Genomic DNA, 14,448 nt, shown 5'->3' with positions numbered 1-14,448 from the left:
AGCCAAGCCGCCGATGGCGGCGCCCGGCGCCTGAGGGAACAAGAAAGCCTTACGCCGCCGGCTGGTCACTTTCGGCGTCGGCCATCTCGTTGCCCTGGTCGTCACCGCCCTCGGCATCGTCGAAGCCATCGCCATCGTGCCGGGGCACGGGCTGACGGGCGCGGCCTTCCTGCTCGTTGATCTGGCAGATGATGCGGTAATAATGCTCCGCATGCTGCAGATAGTTCTCGGCAGCCACCCGGTCGCCCGAGGCGTGGGCGTCGCGCGCCAGCGCCTGGTACTTCTCATAGACCTGGAAGGCATTGCCACGGATGCGCACATCCGGACCATTGCTGTCGAAGTTCTGATGACGCAACGGCATGTTCTGGCGGCGATTGCCACCGCCGTTATTGCCGCCGCCACCACCGCCACCATTATTGCCGCCGCCGCCATTGCCGCCACGGCCACGGCCGCGCCGCTGCTGCTGGTTATTGGGTCCCTGTCTCATTCGCTATATGCTCGGCCCCTGGTTTTCCGAGCCCCCGGACATCCTGTCGCCCCGTCTTATCCGCGTTTATTCGGCCTTGACCTTCTGGGCGGCGAAAAATCGCCTCGCCCTGGGACGCATAAGCCCCGGTCCGAGGGCTTTGCCACGGCAGGCGCCCCACGCGCTGCTGCCGTCCGAAGCGGACCCTAGCGATACTCGCCTTGCATTCCAAGGGTTTTTTACAGCTTCGTAACGATCAGCTGTGGAAATCCTGCGCCATGGCGATCCGATCGCGCCCGCCCAGGTCCTGGCGCGTATGGACATCGCCGAAACCGGCATAGCGCAGCAGGCTGGCGACATCCGGCCCCTGGTCCGCGCCATGTTCGAACCCGATGATGCCGCCCGGCGCCAGCAACGGCGGCAGCACCTTGACCAGATGCCGGTACGGATCCAGCCCATCCGCGCCGCCGGCCAGCGCCCGCCAGGGCTCGAACCGGGCCACCTCCGGCGCCAATCCTTCGATATCGGCATCGGGGATATAGGGAGGGTTGGACACGATGATGTCGAACCGCCCGGTCAGGGCATCGACCCAGGAGCCCGACAGGAAGGCCGACCGTCCGTCCAGGCCCAATGCGGCCGCATTGCCGGCCGCCACCTTTGCCGCATCGGGCGACAGGTCCACGCCCACGCCGAATGAATGCGGATATTCCGACAGCAGCGCCAGCAGGATGGCCCCGGTGCCCGTGCCCAGATCCAGGATGCGCCAGGGATGCGTCCGGTCGGGCCGGGCGCGCAGCACCGCCTCCACCAGCGTTTCCGTATCCGGCCTTGGGATCAGCGTTTCCGGTCCCAGCGCCAGGGTCAGGCCCCAGAATTCCCAATCACCCAGGATACGCTGCACCGGTTCGCGCGTGGCACGGCGATCAACCAGCGCCTGGAAGCCGGGCACGGCATCGGCTGGCACGGTCAGGCCATCGGCCCGGCGCAGCCGGTTGACGGGAATGGCGAAGGCGCGTTCGGCCAGATAGAGCAGGTCCAGCCGCGCCTCTTCCACGCCGAGATCCGCCAGCCTTTTCTCCGCCGCGCGCAGCAGGGGGGGCAGGGATATCCTCTCGCTCATCGCTTCCTCCGGCGGCGGCCTGCCTGTCGCGGTGGGGCGGCGTTGGCCGCCAGTTTTTCCGCCAGCCCGGCCAAGGCGGCGAAGGGATTGTCGGCATCGACCGCGACAGGCTTGGCGGCAACCGGCACCGGGGTCGGGTCCGGCCGGCGGCGCACCCAGATGTCCGGCGCGGGCGGCTGGCCCTCTTCCACAGACGGCTTCCGGCGCAGACGCCAGCCCAGCGCCATCAAGATCTCCGGCAGTTCGGCATTGGAACTGGCGGCCAGCGGTGCCAGGCCCGACAGGTCGATCAGGCGCCCGTCCTGCGCGCGTTCGGCAATGGTCTGCATCAGCCGGTCGGCCATATCCACCCGCACGGCGCGCGGTCCCAGCGGCAGGAAACCGGCGGCGCGCAGCAATCCGTCGCCCGCCGGGTCCCGCGGGACGGAGATGCGGCCGGGCGATGGCAGCGGGGCCGGCAGGGGCAGCCCGTGGCGCACGGACCAGAGCAGGCCCAGCATGGCGGCGGCCTTGGGCTTGATCAGGGCCGGCAGGTACAGCTGTGCGCCACCGAAGCGCACGCCCAGCCGTTCCAGGGCTGCGCGAGCCGGCTTGTCCAGGCTGGCCACCAGCCCCTCGACATCCGCGCGGGCCAGGATGCCGGCGGCCTCCGTCAGCTGGAAGGCGATGCCGCGTGCCGGGCCGGACAGGTCGGCCGCCGCCAGCCGCGCCAGCGGCGCCAGATCGGCCTTTATCCGCGTCTGTGTGAAGGTCAGCAGCCGTGTGCGTATCCGGTCACGCTGCCCACCTTCCAGCAACTCATCCCGCAGCAGGCGGACGCCGGGCGACAGCAGCCTTTCGCCGGGCAGCAGCCGTCCCAGTTCCACCCCGTCCCAGCGGATGATACCGTCTTCGTTTAGGGCGAAGGCACCGTCGCCCGCCGCGTCGGCCAGCGCCACACGCCGCGCGATCTCATCCCGCAAAGCGCGGCGGGCGGCGGTCATCAGGGTCGGGTGATCATCGTCGCCGACATCGGCCTGCATGTCGAAAGCCAGCCCCTTCAGGGCGCCAACCTCATGCCCCTCTACGAACACCACCCCGTCGGCGGTGACATGGCCCGTCAGATCGCGCCCGTCACGCAGGGATTTGACCAGCCCGGCCGATCGCTTATCGACGAAACGCTGTGTCAGCCGTTCATGCAGCGCGTCGGACAGCCGATCCTCGATCCCGCGCGTCACCCCCTGCCAGTGCTTGGGGTCGGTCACCCAGTCCGGCCGGTGGCTGATATAGGTCCAGGTGCGGATATGGGCGATGCGGGAGACCAGCGTGTCGATATCGCCCGACAGATTGTCCATCCGCTGCACCTGCCCCGCCACGAAATCCGTGGTCAGCCGCCCGCCCGGCGCCATCAGCTGGCGATAGAGCTGACCCAGCAGCCTTGTATGGGCGTCGGTCATGGTCTTGCGGAAATCGGGGACCTGGCAGACTTCCCACAGCAGCTTCACCCCGCGCGGGCGACGGGTCAGGCCCATCACCTCCCCATCGCCGGCCAGGGCCTTCAGCGCCTCCACATCATCGGCGGGGCGCGACCGGATCAGCAGGGGTGAGGGCGGGCGGGCCTCCAGCGTGCGCAGCAGGGCCTCGACCGATCGCGTATCCAGGTCGCTGTTGCGCCAGACCAGCTGTTGCAGCGGCTGGAACTCATGGTTCTCCACCGCCCGCACGATATCCTCATCCAGGGGCGAGCAGTCCCAGGTGGTGCCGAAGGTGCCGTCGCTCTGGTGCCGGCCGGCACGGCCGCCGATCTGGGCGACCTCCGGGGCGGTCAGGCGGCGGGGGCGCTGCCCGTCGAACTTGGTCATCCGCGCGAACCAGACATGGTCGACATCCATGTTCAGGCCCATGCCGATGGCATCCGTGGCCACCAGGTAATCGACGTCGCCGGCCTGATACATCGCCACCTGGGCGTTGCGGGTGCGGGGGCTGAGTGCGCCCATCACCACCGCCGTGCCGCCGCGCGACCGGCGCACCATTTCGGCCAGCTGATAGACCTCCGTCACCGAGAAAGCTGTGATGGCGCTGCGCGGCGGCAGCTTGGTCAGTTTCTTGTGCCCGCCATAGGACAGTTTGGAGAAGCGCGGCCTTGTGATCACCTCCACCTTGGGGATCAGCTTCAGGATCAGCGGCCGGATCATGTCGGAGCCCAGGAACATCGTCTCCTCGGCCCCGCGCGCATGCAGCAGCCGGTCGGTGAAGATGTGCCCGCGCTCATCATCGGCGCAAAGCTGGATCTCATCCACGCAGAGGAAACCCACCTGCCGGTCCAGCGGCATGCTTTCCACCGTGCACACCCAATAGCGCGGGGCGGGGGGAATGATCTTCTCCTCCCCCGTCACCAGGGCCACGGCATTGGCCCCCTTCATCTTCACCAGCTTGTCGTAATTCTCCCGCGCCAGCAGGCGCAGGGGAAAGCCGATCATGCCGGTGGAATGCGCGGCCATGCGTTCCATGGCCAGATAGGTCTTGCCGGTATTGGTGGGGCCCAGGACGGCCAGCACCCGGCCGCCAACGGGAGTAATCTGCGTCATGGCTTATCTGTGGGCGGACGCCTGTGATATTGCAAGCCCGGCCACGGAAAAGCCATCTGTCCAGGGCAGATGAACAGGCATGAAGAAAGCGCTTCTCCTTCTCCCCATCCTGATGCTGGCGCTGGCCGGCCCCGCCACCGCCAGCCCGGAACAGGCGGCGGCCCTGCGCGACACGGTCACAAACCGGCTGGGCGAATCGGCTGTCAGCAACGACCGGCTGCGGGTGGAACGCGTGCCCGACGTGACGGTGAGCGAGGCTGGCGGCCAGTACCGGCTGCGCATCCCCAAGCTGCGCCTGGCCGCCAATGATGGCTGGATGGTGGAAGCCCCGCTGGTGGAAGGCGACGGCACGCCGCAGGCGGACGGGTCCTGGCGCCTGAAACTGAAACTGTCACAGCCGCTGACGCTCTATGGCGCCAATGGTTTCCGCCTGGGCGACATCGCGCTGGGCCGGCAGAACCTGATCCTGTCGGTCAGTGGCGACGGGCGCAGCCTGATCGCCGCCGATATCGATCTGGGCGAGGCGAAATTCACCCCCGCCATGGGGGCCGGTACGGGCAGCTTGGCGGCCCTGCGCTTCATCCTGACACCCAGAGCCGCGACGGGTGGCACCTGGAGCGGGCAGGTGTCGCTGTCGCTGGATGGGCTGTCGGTGAAGGACCCGATGGGGGTGGACCGGCTGGCCGTAAACCGGCTGCGCCTGGACGCATCCGCCGACGCTCTGGACATGACGCGCATGGGCGCGCTGATGGCCGATGGTGACCGCGCCAATCTGGACCGGCTGGCACGCGGCATCGACATCTCCGCCGATATCGCCGGCCTGCGACAGGTGCGCGACAATGGCACCCGCACCCTGCTGGACAGTGCCAAGGGCAAACTGTCCCTTACCGGCCTGAACGCGGCCAAGGCCGGGCTGGTGCTGGACTGGGTGCACGAAGGTTTGGACCATACCGGCCCCGGCATCGATCCGGGCCTGCTGCCCACACGGGCGGAACTGGCCCTGACCGGCACGTCGCTGCCGCGCGAATTGCTGACCGGGGCCAAGCCGCCGGGCGGCTGGACGCCGCTGCTGGCCTCATCGGGCAGTAATGTAAGGATCGGCCGGCTGAGCCTGTGGAACGCGCAATCGACCGTGCTGGGCAAGGGCGATTTCCGTTTCTCCACATCCAGCGCCAATGGCGTGACGGGGGAGGCCGATCTGGCCCTGCGCGGCGTGGACCGGATCATCGGTGCTGTGAACCAGACGATGGGGGCACGGGGCGCGGGTCTGGCCATCGGGCTCTATGCCCTGCAGGGACTGGGCCGGCAGGAGGTGGGGGAGAAGGGCACCACCCTTCAATACCGTCTGACCATGGGCAATGATGGCCGCGTCATCCTGAATGGCAGCGACGCCACCAGCCTTTTCAAGGGGATGATGGCGTTCAATTGACGCCAACGGCAGAAAGCCGCTGCAGGCCGGCGACCGCCGGCCCGCCGCTCGTGCGACGTGAGCCAAGGGCGCGGATGCGCCCGCCCGGCGCCTGAGGGAACGAACAAAACGCAACGATGTTGCGTTGCACACATGCGAATCCCACCTATCCGGACTGTGACGGAAGCGTGACCTTGCGGCGACCGGGGCTTGACACCCCTTATACTCTGCGCGAGCATAAGGGAGAGTAATGCTCAATTCGAGCATAAGTCTTGTCCCATGCCCGCCCCCGCGGGTTGCCGGAGTGTCTCGCGATGTCCGCCCCCCTCGACCTCACCTACAGCCCTGCCGTGGCCGAAGCGACCCGGCCCATCTTCGAGAAGGTGAAGGGCGTGATCCCGGAGGTGGAGTGGCCGTTCCATGCGCCGCTGGTGCATGCCATCAACCGGCTGAAGAAGGAACGCAACGCCGTCATCCTGGCGCACAATTATCAGGCGCCGGAGATTTTCCACACGGTGGCCGATATCGTGGGCGACAGTCTGCTGCTGGCCCGCAAGGCCGCCGATACGGATGCCGACGTCATCGTCCTGGCCGGCGTGCATTTCATGGCGGAGACGGCGAAGATCCTGTCGCCGGAAAAGACCGTGCTGATGCCGGCCATGGATGCCGGCTGCTCCCTGGCCGACAGCATCACCGCCGCCGATGTCCGCCTGCTGCGTGAACGCTATCCGGGCGTGCCGATTGCCACCTATGTGAACACGTCGGCCGCGGTGAAGGCGGAAAGCGATGTCTGCATCACGTCCGGCAACGCGGTGGAGGTGATCAATTCGCTGCCGGGTGACGAGGTGCTGTGCATCCCCGACGAATATCTGGCCAAGTGGGTAGCCACCCAGACCACCAAGAAAGTCATCGCCTGGAAGGGCCATTGCGAGGTGCATGAGCGGTTCAGCGGCGAACAACTGAAGGCCTACCGCACCCAGTTCAAGGGCGACATCACCATCATCGCCCATCCCGAATGCCCGCCGGACGTGCTGGCGGAGGCGGATTTCGTCGGCTCCACCGCCAAGATGCAGGATTATGTCGAGGGCCAGCAGCCCAAGCGCGTGCTGCTGATCACCGAATGCTCCATGGCCGACAATCTGGCGGCGACCAATCCGGCGGTGGAGTTCGTCCGCCCCTGCAACCTGTGCCCGCATATGCGCCGCATCACCCTTTCCAACATCCTGGAAAGCCTGGTCAGCATGCAGCCGCAGGTGCATGTCGATCCGGAAGTGGGTGCCCGCGCCAAGCTGGCGGTGGAGCGCATGCTGGCGGTGGGCAAGAAGTGATGGTTAGCCATATGCACCAAAGGCCGGCGACCGCCGGCCCGCGCCACGTGGCGCGTGAGCCAAGCCGCCGGATGGCGGCGCCCGGCGCCTGAGGGAACAGCAAAATGCAGATGCGGCATAGCGATGTGATTGTCGTCGGGTCCGGCATGGCCGGGCTGGTGGCGGCCTTGTCGCTGGCGCCGCTCAGCGTCACGCTGCTGACCAAGACGGACGATCTGCCGGGCGGGTCCAGCAACTGGGCCCAGGGCGGCATCGCCGCCGCCATCGATCCCGCCGACGATCCGGCCGAACATGCCGCCGATACGGTGGCGGCCGGGGCCGGGCTGACCGATCCGGAAATGGCGTCGTTGCTGACGCAGGAGGGGGCCAAGCGCCTGACCCGCTGGATCAATCGCGGCCTGCCGTTCGACCGGGAGGCCAATGGCCGCCTGTGCCTGGGGCGAGAGGCGGCGCATGGTGCCGCCCGCGTTCTGCATGCCGGCGGTGATGCCACGGGCCGGACCCTGATGGCGGACTTGTCGGCGCGGGTGCGGGCGGCGGATCATATCAAGGTGGAGCCGGGTACCTTCGCCTGGGATCTGGTGACGGGTCGACAGGGTGTGGTCGGGCTGCTGGCCCATCATGCGGCCGAAGGCTGGGTGTTCCACCGGGCCGGGGCCGTGCTGCTCGCCTGCGGTGGGGTGGGGCAGCTTTACCGGCACACGACCAACCCGGCGGAAGCGACGGGCGACGGTATCGCCCTGGCCGCCCGCGCCGGGGCCGATCTGGCCGATCTGGAATTCGTGCAGTTCCACCCCACCGCCCTGGCCGGGTCGCGCACCGGACAGGTGCCGCTGCTGACCGAGGCACTGCGCGGGGCCGGCGCGCATCTGCTGGACGAGCATGGCGGGCGCTTCATGGTGAAGGCGCATCCGCTGGCCGAACTGGCGCCGCGCGACGTGGTGGCCAAGGCCATCGGCGCGCGCATCGCCGGCGGCCTGCCCGTCTATCTGGATCTGCGCAGCCTGTGGGCCCAGGGCGGGGCCGGGAAGTTCCCCACCGTCGCCGGCATCTGCGCCAATGCCAAGCTGGACCCGGCCCGCATGCCGATCCCGGTGGCGCCGGCCGCCCATTATCACATGGGCGGCGTGGTCACCGATGCCGATGGCCGCACCAGCATCCAGGGCCTCTATGCGGCGGGGGAGGTGGCCTGCACCGGCGTGCATGGCGCCAACCGGCTGGCCAGCAATTCCCTGCTGGAGGCGCTGGTGTTTGCCGAGCGTGCGGCCGATGCGATCCTGGCCTCCACCCCGGCCCGGCCCGGCCCCGTGGGCCTGCCCGCGATTCCCGATGGTTTCACGCCCACGGCCCAGGCGGCCCTGGTCGCAGTGCAGGCGGCCGACATCATGGCGGAAAGCGTCGGCCTGCTGCGTGATGGTATCGGCCTGTCCTGCGCCATTGCCGAGCTGGAGGCTTTGCAGGCCGGGCTGGAGCCGCAGACGGGCATCGACGATGCCACCGCCATCCGCCTGTCGGGCGAGGTGCGCAACCGGCTTCTCGTCTCCCTGCTGATCGCGCGGTCGGCGTTGAACCGGCAGGAAAGCCGTGGTGCGCATCAGCGGTCCGACTGGCCCGACAGCCGGCCGGAATGGCGCCAGCGCCAGCGCGTGACCCTGTCCGGCCCGGCCCCGCGCATCCGCGTGGCCCCGCCCCGTTCCCCCCTGCCGGTGATGTGATGACCCTGCCGCTCTACCCGATCCAGTACGAGACCCTGATCCGCACGGCCCTGGCGGAGGATCTGGGCATGGCCGGGGACCTGACCGCCGATGCCTGCGTGCCCGAAGATGCCACGGCCAAGGGGCTGTTCAACGCGCGGCACGAGGGCGTGTGCGCCGGGCTGGACGCGGCCCTGCACACCTTCACCCTGCTGGACCCCAGCCTGAAGATCACCCGCCATGTGAAGGATGGCGACCGCATCGGTAAAGGCACAGCCCTGGCCACGGTGGAAGGGGCGGCGCGGCCCATTCTGACGGGAGAGCGCACGGCGCTGAACCTGCTGGGCCGGCTGTGCGGCATCGCCAGCGAGACGCGCCGGCTGGTCGACCGGATCGAGGGCACGGGCGCCACGGTGGTCTGCACCCGCAAGACCACGCCCGGCCTGCGCGCGCTGGAGAAGTATGCCGTGCGCGTGGGCGGTGGTGGCAATCACCGTTTCGCCCTGAACGACGCCGTCCTGATCAAGGACAACCATCTGGTCGCCGCCGGCGGCCTGCGCCCCGCCGTGGAACGCGCCCGGGCACGGGCCGGCCATCTGGTGAAGATCGAGGTCGAAGTGGATGACCTGGACCAGCTGGCCGAACTGATCGAGCTGAAGGTCGATGCCGTCCTGCTGGACAATATGGACCCGCCCACCCTGCGCCGCGCCGTGCAGATGGTGGATGGCCGCATGGTGACCGAGGCGTCGGGCGGCGTGACGCCGGAGACCATCCGCGCCATCGCCGAGACGGGCGTGACCCTGATCAGCCTGGGCTGGCTGACCCATTCGGTGAAGAATTTCGATATCGGCCTGGATTTCGTGGTGGGTTAAGGCGCATCTGCCTGCTCACTTTCGCGAGGCGTCTGCAAAACTTCTGGGCACCCTTGTTGCCCCTCTCTCTACCGTCACCCCGGCGGAGGCCGGGGCCCAAGTCGTAGAACAAAGCGCTTGTCATCGGGCCCCGGCCTCCGCCGGGGTGACGGTAGATATTGTTGAAACTCTCACAGCCCAGACTTTTCCGGGGAAGCAATAAGGGGCTGATTTTCTTTACGTCCCCCGTTCAAGGCGCGGCCATACCCGCCGCTTCCCGGAAATAGGCCGTCACCCCGGCCGGTGCGTAATAGGGGGTGGGATCGCCCGGCAGGGTGCGGGGACCGCGCAGGGCTGCCAGCCGCCCATCATCATCCAGCAGCAGCCAGGGCGGATCGCGCCACAGCGCCTCGTCCAGGTCCAGCAGCAGCGAGGGCACATCCGTCCCCTGGGCGCGGGCCGGGCCGGTATGAGCGGCGACCATGGCCACCCGTCCGCCATCGCCATCCGACCGGTGCAGCCAGTGGCTGACACCCGGCCGTTGCCGCCGCACGGCAAGGGCGGGCCAATCGCCATCGGGCAGGCGTACGGGGATGATGCCGAAGCTGGCCACCCCCGCCGATCCCGGCACCACCCGCCCATCGGCCAGCATCAGCGGCAGGGGGGACGGTAAATCCGCGCCGGTGTCGGGCAGCAGCACCAGACCGCGCGCATCCACCACCACACCCGTCACCGCACCCCAGCGGACCAGGGCCGCCCCCGGCGCTGCGGCCGGCGCCTCCGGTACGGCTTCGGGTTCCACCGGCGGGGCGGGTGGGAGCGGGGTGGACAGGGTGGGTGGCAGCAGCGATGCCGTCACGCCCCCACCCGGTGGCATCGTCGCCAGCGCCCGGAATTCCGGTAATGCTGCCAGACGGCGGGCAGCGTCGGCCATGGCGTTGCGCAGGATGACGTCATAGCGGCCATTGATCGACGGGATGTCGGTTTCACCCTGCCCTTGCGTGGTGAAGCGCTGCACCGGGTTGGGCGGGTCGGTCAGTTCCCAGTCAATGCGCACCCGCCCCTCCCCCGTATCACCGATGGGCACGCGGGTCAGCGGTTCGACCTTGCGGCAGAGCGACAGGTCGACATCGACCAGCCGGCCGGTCAGCACCCGGCCGGCGCCGTCCGTCGGGCTCAACCCGCCCCAGCCCAACCCGTCGCGCGCCGCCTGGACCAGCAGGCCGGGGATGCGGCCTTCGGTGATCCAGGCCACATCATTGAACGGGCTTTCGCAGGCCCAGCCCCATTCATAGGTGCCGGCCTTGTGCCCGATGGGCAGGTCGACCAGCACCTTGCCCATCGATAGCGATGCCGGCTGACGCGGGCCGGCCGGCGGCGGCTTGGCGGCACAGGCCGTCAGCAGCAGGCAAAGGGCGGCGCTGATAAGGATCGAACCGGCAGGGCGGCGCATGCGACACAATCGGAATGGATCAAGCCGCCCTATAATTACAATTATAACCGCCTGCCCGTCCAGGCCCGCGCAACGGAACGGACGCAGCCTTGCAAAAGGGCCGGATGACAGGAACCTCTCCGGTTGATAGGAAAAATCCCATGTCGAACGCAGCCGCCCCCTCTGCCCGTTCTCCGCGCCGTGCCGTTGTCGAACGCACGACGAAGGAGACCCGCATCCGCGTCGCCGTCGATCTGGACGGTACCGGCATCTACAAGGTGTCCACCGGCGTCGGGTTCCTGGACCATATGCTGGAACAGCTGTCGCGCCATTCGCTGATCGACCTGGAGGTCGAGGCGGTGGGCGATCTGCATATCGACTTCCACCATACGACCGAGGATACGGGCATCGCCATCGGCGAGGCCGTGGCCAAGGCTCTGGGCGACCGCAAGGGTATCCAGCGCTATGGCGACGCGCTGATCCCCATGGATGAGACGCTGACCCGCGTGGCCATCGACCTGTCGAACCGCCCCTACCTGATCTGGAAGGTCGGTTTCACCCGCGACAAGCTGGGCGACATGGATACCGAACTGTTCAAGGAATGGTTCCAGGCCTTCGCCCAGGCCGCCGGCGCCACCCTGCATGTCGAGAACCTGTACGGCGAGAACAACCACCATATCGTGGAGAGCTGCTACAAGGCGCTGGCCCGGGCGTTCCGCGCGTCGATCGAGATTGACCCGCGCAAGGCCGATGCCGTGCCCTCCACCAAGGGGGTCCTGGGCGGGTCGCTGTAAGGCACCCTCCATTCCCCGTCCCTCCCCGTCGCATGGGCAGGCACCATGACCGATAGCGTCGCCCTGATCGATTACGGCTCCGGCAATCTGCGCTCCGCTGCGAAGGCGTTGGAGCGTGCCGTGGCCGATGGCGGGCTGGATGCCCGCATCCTCGTCACCAACGACCCCGACATCGTGCGCAAGGCCGCCCGCGTCGTCCTGCCCGGTGTCGGCGCCTTCGCCGACTGCAAGGCTGGGCTGGACGCGGTGCCCGGCATGGTCGACGCGCTGACCGAGCGGGTGATCCGCCAGGGCGCCCCCTTCCTGGGTATTTGCGTGGGCATGCAGCTGATGGCCAAGGCCGGGGTGGAGCATGGCGTGCATCCGGGCCTGGGCTGGCTGGATGCGACGGTGGAGGCGCTGACGCCAGCCGACGCGTCGCTGAAGATCCCGCATATGGGCTGGAACCAGCTGGTGGTGAAGGCGCCGTCGCACCCGGTCCTGGCCGGCATCACGCCTGAAACCCATGCCTATTTCGTGCATTCCTTTGCCATGAAGACGGATGATCCCGCTTTGGTCCTGGCCGCCTGCGATTATGCCGGGGAATTCCCGGCCATTGTGGGCCGCGACAATCTGGTGGGCACGCAGTTCCATCCGGAGAAGAGCCAGGCGGCGGGCCTGTCGATCATCGGCAATTTCCTGCGGTGGCTTCCATGAGCACGGATAACCAGAACCCGCTGGCCGGCAGCGACAGCATCGTGGCCGTGGACAAGGTGGCGGAGCTGAAGCGCTCCGACCTTTACGACCTGTGCGACGCGGCCGATGCGGCCATCATCGATGGCGGCGGCTTCGGCTGGGTCAGCCCGCCCGACCGCGAAGTGATGGAGCGGTACTGGAAGGGCGTGATGGCGGTGCCGGAACGGGTGCTGTTCGTCGGCCGCCTGGACGGCATCATCGCCGGGTCGGCGCAACTGATCCGCCCCACCCGCAATAACGAGGCGCAGGCCTTTGCCTGCAACCTGACCACCAGTTTCGTGGCCCCCTGGGCACGCGGCCATGGCATGGCGCGCCGGCTGACCCAGGCGGTGATCGACGAGGCGACGAATCTCGGCTTCGGCATCCTTAACCTGGATGTGCGCGAGACGCAGCGGGCGGCCATTACGCTCTACGACCATATGGGTTTCACGCGCTGGGGCACGCATCCGCACTATGCCCGCGCCAAGGGCCGGACCATCGCCGGCCATTTTTATTACAAGGTCCTGGAACGGCCGGAAGACGAGACGGAGCCGCAAGCATGATCCTCTATCCCGCCATCGACCTGAAGGACGGCAACGCTGTCCGCCTGCTGCGTGGAGAGATGGAGCAGGCCACCATCTTCAATACCGATCCGGCAGCCCAGGCGGAGCAGTTCCAGGCACAGGGCTTCGAATGGCTGCATCTGGTGGATCTGAACGGCGCCTTCGCCGGTGCGCCGGTCAATGGCGCGGCGGTTGAGTCCATCCTGAAACGCGTGAAGCTGCCGACCCAGCTGGGTGGCGGCATCCGGGACCTGGAGACCATCGGTTTCTGGCTGGAACGCGGCCTGACCCGCGTTATCCTGGGTACCGTGGCGGTGAAGAACCCGGCCCTGGTCAAGGAAGCCTGCAAGGCGTTCCCCGGTCATGTCGCGGTGGGCATCGATGCCCGTGACGGCTATGTCGCCGTGGAAGGCTGGGCGGAGACCAGCACCTTGAAGGCGCTGGACCTGGCCCTGAAATTCGAGGATTGCGGGGTCGCCGCCATCATCTATACCGACATCGACCGTGATGGCGCGCTGGGCGGGGTGAATGTGGAGGCGACGGCCGATCTGGCCAGCCACCTGACCACGCCGGTCATCGCATCGGGCGGTGTTTCCTCCCTGGCCGATCTGCGGGCGCTGAAGGAAGTGGAACATACCGGCATCAATGGCGTGATCTCCGGTCGTGCACTCTATGACGGGCGCATCGATCCGGCCGCCGCCCTGGCCGTGCTGCGCGGGGAGTGACCTTATGCTGAAGGCCCGCATCATCCCCTGTCTGGACGTGAAGGACGGGCGCGTCGTCAAGGGCGTGAATTTCGTCGGTCTGGTCGATGCCGGCGACCCGGTGGAACAGGCGCGGATCTATGACGCAGCCGGTGCGGACGAGCTGACCTTCCTGGACATCACTGCCAGCAGCGACAATCGCGACACGATCTTCGACGTGGTCCGCCGCACCGCCGAACAGGTGTTCATGCCGCTGACTGTGGGCGGCGGTGTGCGGACGGTGGAGGATATCCGCAAGCTGCTGCTGGCCGGGGCCGACAAGGTGTCGATCAACACCGCCGCCATCCACCGGCCGGAATTCGTGCGCGAGGGCGCGCAGAAATTCGGCGCGCAATGCATCGTCGTGGCCATCGACGCCAAGGAAGTGGAACCCGGCCCGAATGGTGAGCAGCGCTGGGAGATTTTTACCCATGGCGGCCGCAACCGCACCGGCATCGACGCCGTGGAATGGGCCAGGCGCATGGCGGAATATGGGGCCGGCGAGATTCTGCTGACCTCCATGGACCGGGACGGGACCAAGCAGGGCTTCAACCTGCCTCTGACCCGCGCCGTGGCCGATGCCGTCACCATCCCGGTCATCGCGTCCGGCGGTGTGGGCAACCTTGATCATCTGGTTGAAGGCGTGACGCAGGGCCATGCGTCGGCCGTGCTGGCCGCCAGCATCTTCCATTTCGGCACCTACACCATCGCCCAGGCCAAGGCCCATATGGCGGCGGCGGGGATTCCGGTTCGGCTCTGAGAGGCAAG

The 14,448-nt window shown here is 67.9% G+C and carries 13 protein-coding genes; 9 read left to right on the top strand and 4 right to left on the bottom strand.

What is annotated here, in order from left to right:
- Positions 1–49: 49 nt before the first annotated feature.
- From ACM9HJ_RS07580 to ACM9HJ_RS07570, 3 genes are all read right to left on the bottom strand, one after another.
- Positions 50–487, bottom strand: coding sequence for a DUF4167 domain-containing protein (locus ACM9HJ_RS07580; protein WP_416571105.1), 438 nt, complete (start codon positions 485–487; stop codon positions 50–52).
- Positions 488–722: 235 nt separating this feature from the next.
- Positions 723–1,586, bottom strand: a complete 864-nt coding sequence (prmC, locus tag ACM9HJ_RS07575; RefSeq protein WP_416571104.1) for a peptide chain release factor N(5)-glutamine methyltransferase — start codon at positions 1,584–1,586, stop codon at positions 723–725.
- A complete protein-coding gene (locus ACM9HJ_RS07570; protein ID WP_416571103.1) occupies positions 1,583–4,153 on the bottom strand; it encodes a helicase-related protein in 2,571 nt (856 codons plus the stop codon). Before ACM9HJ_RS07570 ends, prmC begins: the two co-directional genes overlap by 4 nt.
- A gap of 79 nt (positions 4,154–4,232) precedes the next feature.
- Between ACM9HJ_RS07570 and ACM9HJ_RS07565 the strand changes: the two genes are divergently transcribed.
- The 4 genes from ACM9HJ_RS07565 to nadC all read left to right on the top strand — a co-directional run bounded on the left by ACM9HJ_RS07565 (position 4,233) and on the right by nadC (position 9,455).
- Entirely contained in the window at positions 4,233–5,582 is a 1,350-nt protein-coding gene (locus ACM9HJ_RS07565) for a hypothetical protein (RefSeq protein WP_416571102.1), read from the top strand.
- A gap of 293 nt (positions 5,583–5,875) precedes the next feature.
- Positions 5,876–6,889, top strand: coding sequence for a quinolinate synthase NadA (gene nadA / locus ACM9HJ_RS07560; protein WP_416571101.1), 1,014 nt, complete (start codon positions 5,876–5,878; stop codon positions 6,887–6,889).
- A 104-nt stretch (positions 6,890–6,993) separates the two neighbouring features.
- Positions 6,994–8,604, top strand: a complete 1,611-nt coding sequence (locus ACM9HJ_RS07555) for an L-aspartate oxidase (protein WP_416571100.1) — start codon at positions 6,994–6,996, stop codon at positions 8,602–8,604.
- Positions 8,604–9,455 (top strand): carboxylating nicotinate-nucleotide diphosphorylase, encoded by an 852-nt coding sequence (gene nadC / locus ACM9HJ_RS07550; protein ID WP_416571099.1) that lies wholly within the window; start codon positions 8,604–8,606, stop codon positions 9,453–9,455. Before ACM9HJ_RS07555 ends, nadC begins: the two co-directional genes overlap by 1 nt.
- Before the next feature lie 229 nt (positions 9,456–9,684).
- On the opposite strand, the gene ACM9HJ_RS07545 is transcribed toward nadC, so the two are convergent.
- The gene (locus tag ACM9HJ_RS07545; RefSeq protein ID WP_416571098.1) at positions 9,685–10,887 is read right to left on the bottom strand and encodes a hypothetical protein; all 1,203 of its coding nucleotides are present in this window, start codon (positions 10,885–10,887) and stop codon (positions 9,685–9,687) included.
- A gap of 140 nt (positions 10,888–11,027) precedes the next feature.
- On the opposite strand from ACM9HJ_RS07545, the gene hisB reads away from it, so the two are divergent.
- Genes hisB through hisF form a run of 5 tightly spaced genes read left to right on the top strand, consistent with a single transcriptional unit; the run spans position 11,028 to position 14,440 of the window.
- Positions 11,028–11,660 (top strand): imidazoleglycerol-phosphate dehydratase HisB, encoded by a 633-nt coding sequence (hisB, locus tag ACM9HJ_RS07540; RefSeq protein ID WP_416571097.1) that lies wholly within the window; start codon positions 11,028–11,030, stop codon positions 11,658–11,660.
- Positions 11,661–11,705: 45 nt separating this feature from the next.
- Positions 11,706–12,356: an imidazole glycerol phosphate synthase subunit HisH gene (hisH, locus tag ACM9HJ_RS07535; RefSeq protein ID WP_416571096.1), complete on the top strand. Its 651-nt coding sequence runs from the start codon at positions 11,706–11,708 to the stop codon at positions 12,354–12,356.
- A complete protein-coding gene (locus ACM9HJ_RS07530) occupies positions 12,353–12,937 on the top strand; it encodes a GNAT family N-acetyltransferase (RefSeq protein WP_416571095.1) in 585 nt (194 codons plus the stop codon). The genes hisH and ACM9HJ_RS07530 overlap by 4 nt, the downstream gene beginning before the upstream one ends.
- Positions 12,934–13,662 (top strand): 1-(5-phosphoribosyl)-5-[(5-phosphoribosylamino)methylideneamino]imidazole-4-carboxamide isomerase, encoded by a 729-nt coding sequence (gene hisA / locus ACM9HJ_RS07525; RefSeq protein WP_416571094.1) that lies wholly within the window; start codon positions 12,934–12,936, stop codon positions 13,660–13,662. Before ACM9HJ_RS07530 ends, hisA begins: the two co-directional genes overlap by 4 nt.
- Positions 13,663–13,666: 4 nt before the next feature.
- Positions 13,667–14,440 (top strand): imidazole glycerol phosphate synthase subunit HisF, encoded by a 774-nt coding sequence (gene hisF, locus ACM9HJ_RS07520; protein ID WP_416571093.1) that lies wholly within the window; start codon positions 13,667–13,669, stop codon positions 14,438–14,440.
- The last annotated feature ends 8 nt before the right edge of the window (positions 14,441–14,448 follow it).

The organism is Niveispirillum sp. KHB5.9 (assembly GCF_048066115.1).
GTDB lineage: Bacteria > Pseudomonadota > Alphaproteobacteria > Azospirillales > Azospirillaceae > Niveispirillum.
This window is presented reverse-complemented; position numbering and strand designations above follow the sequence as displayed.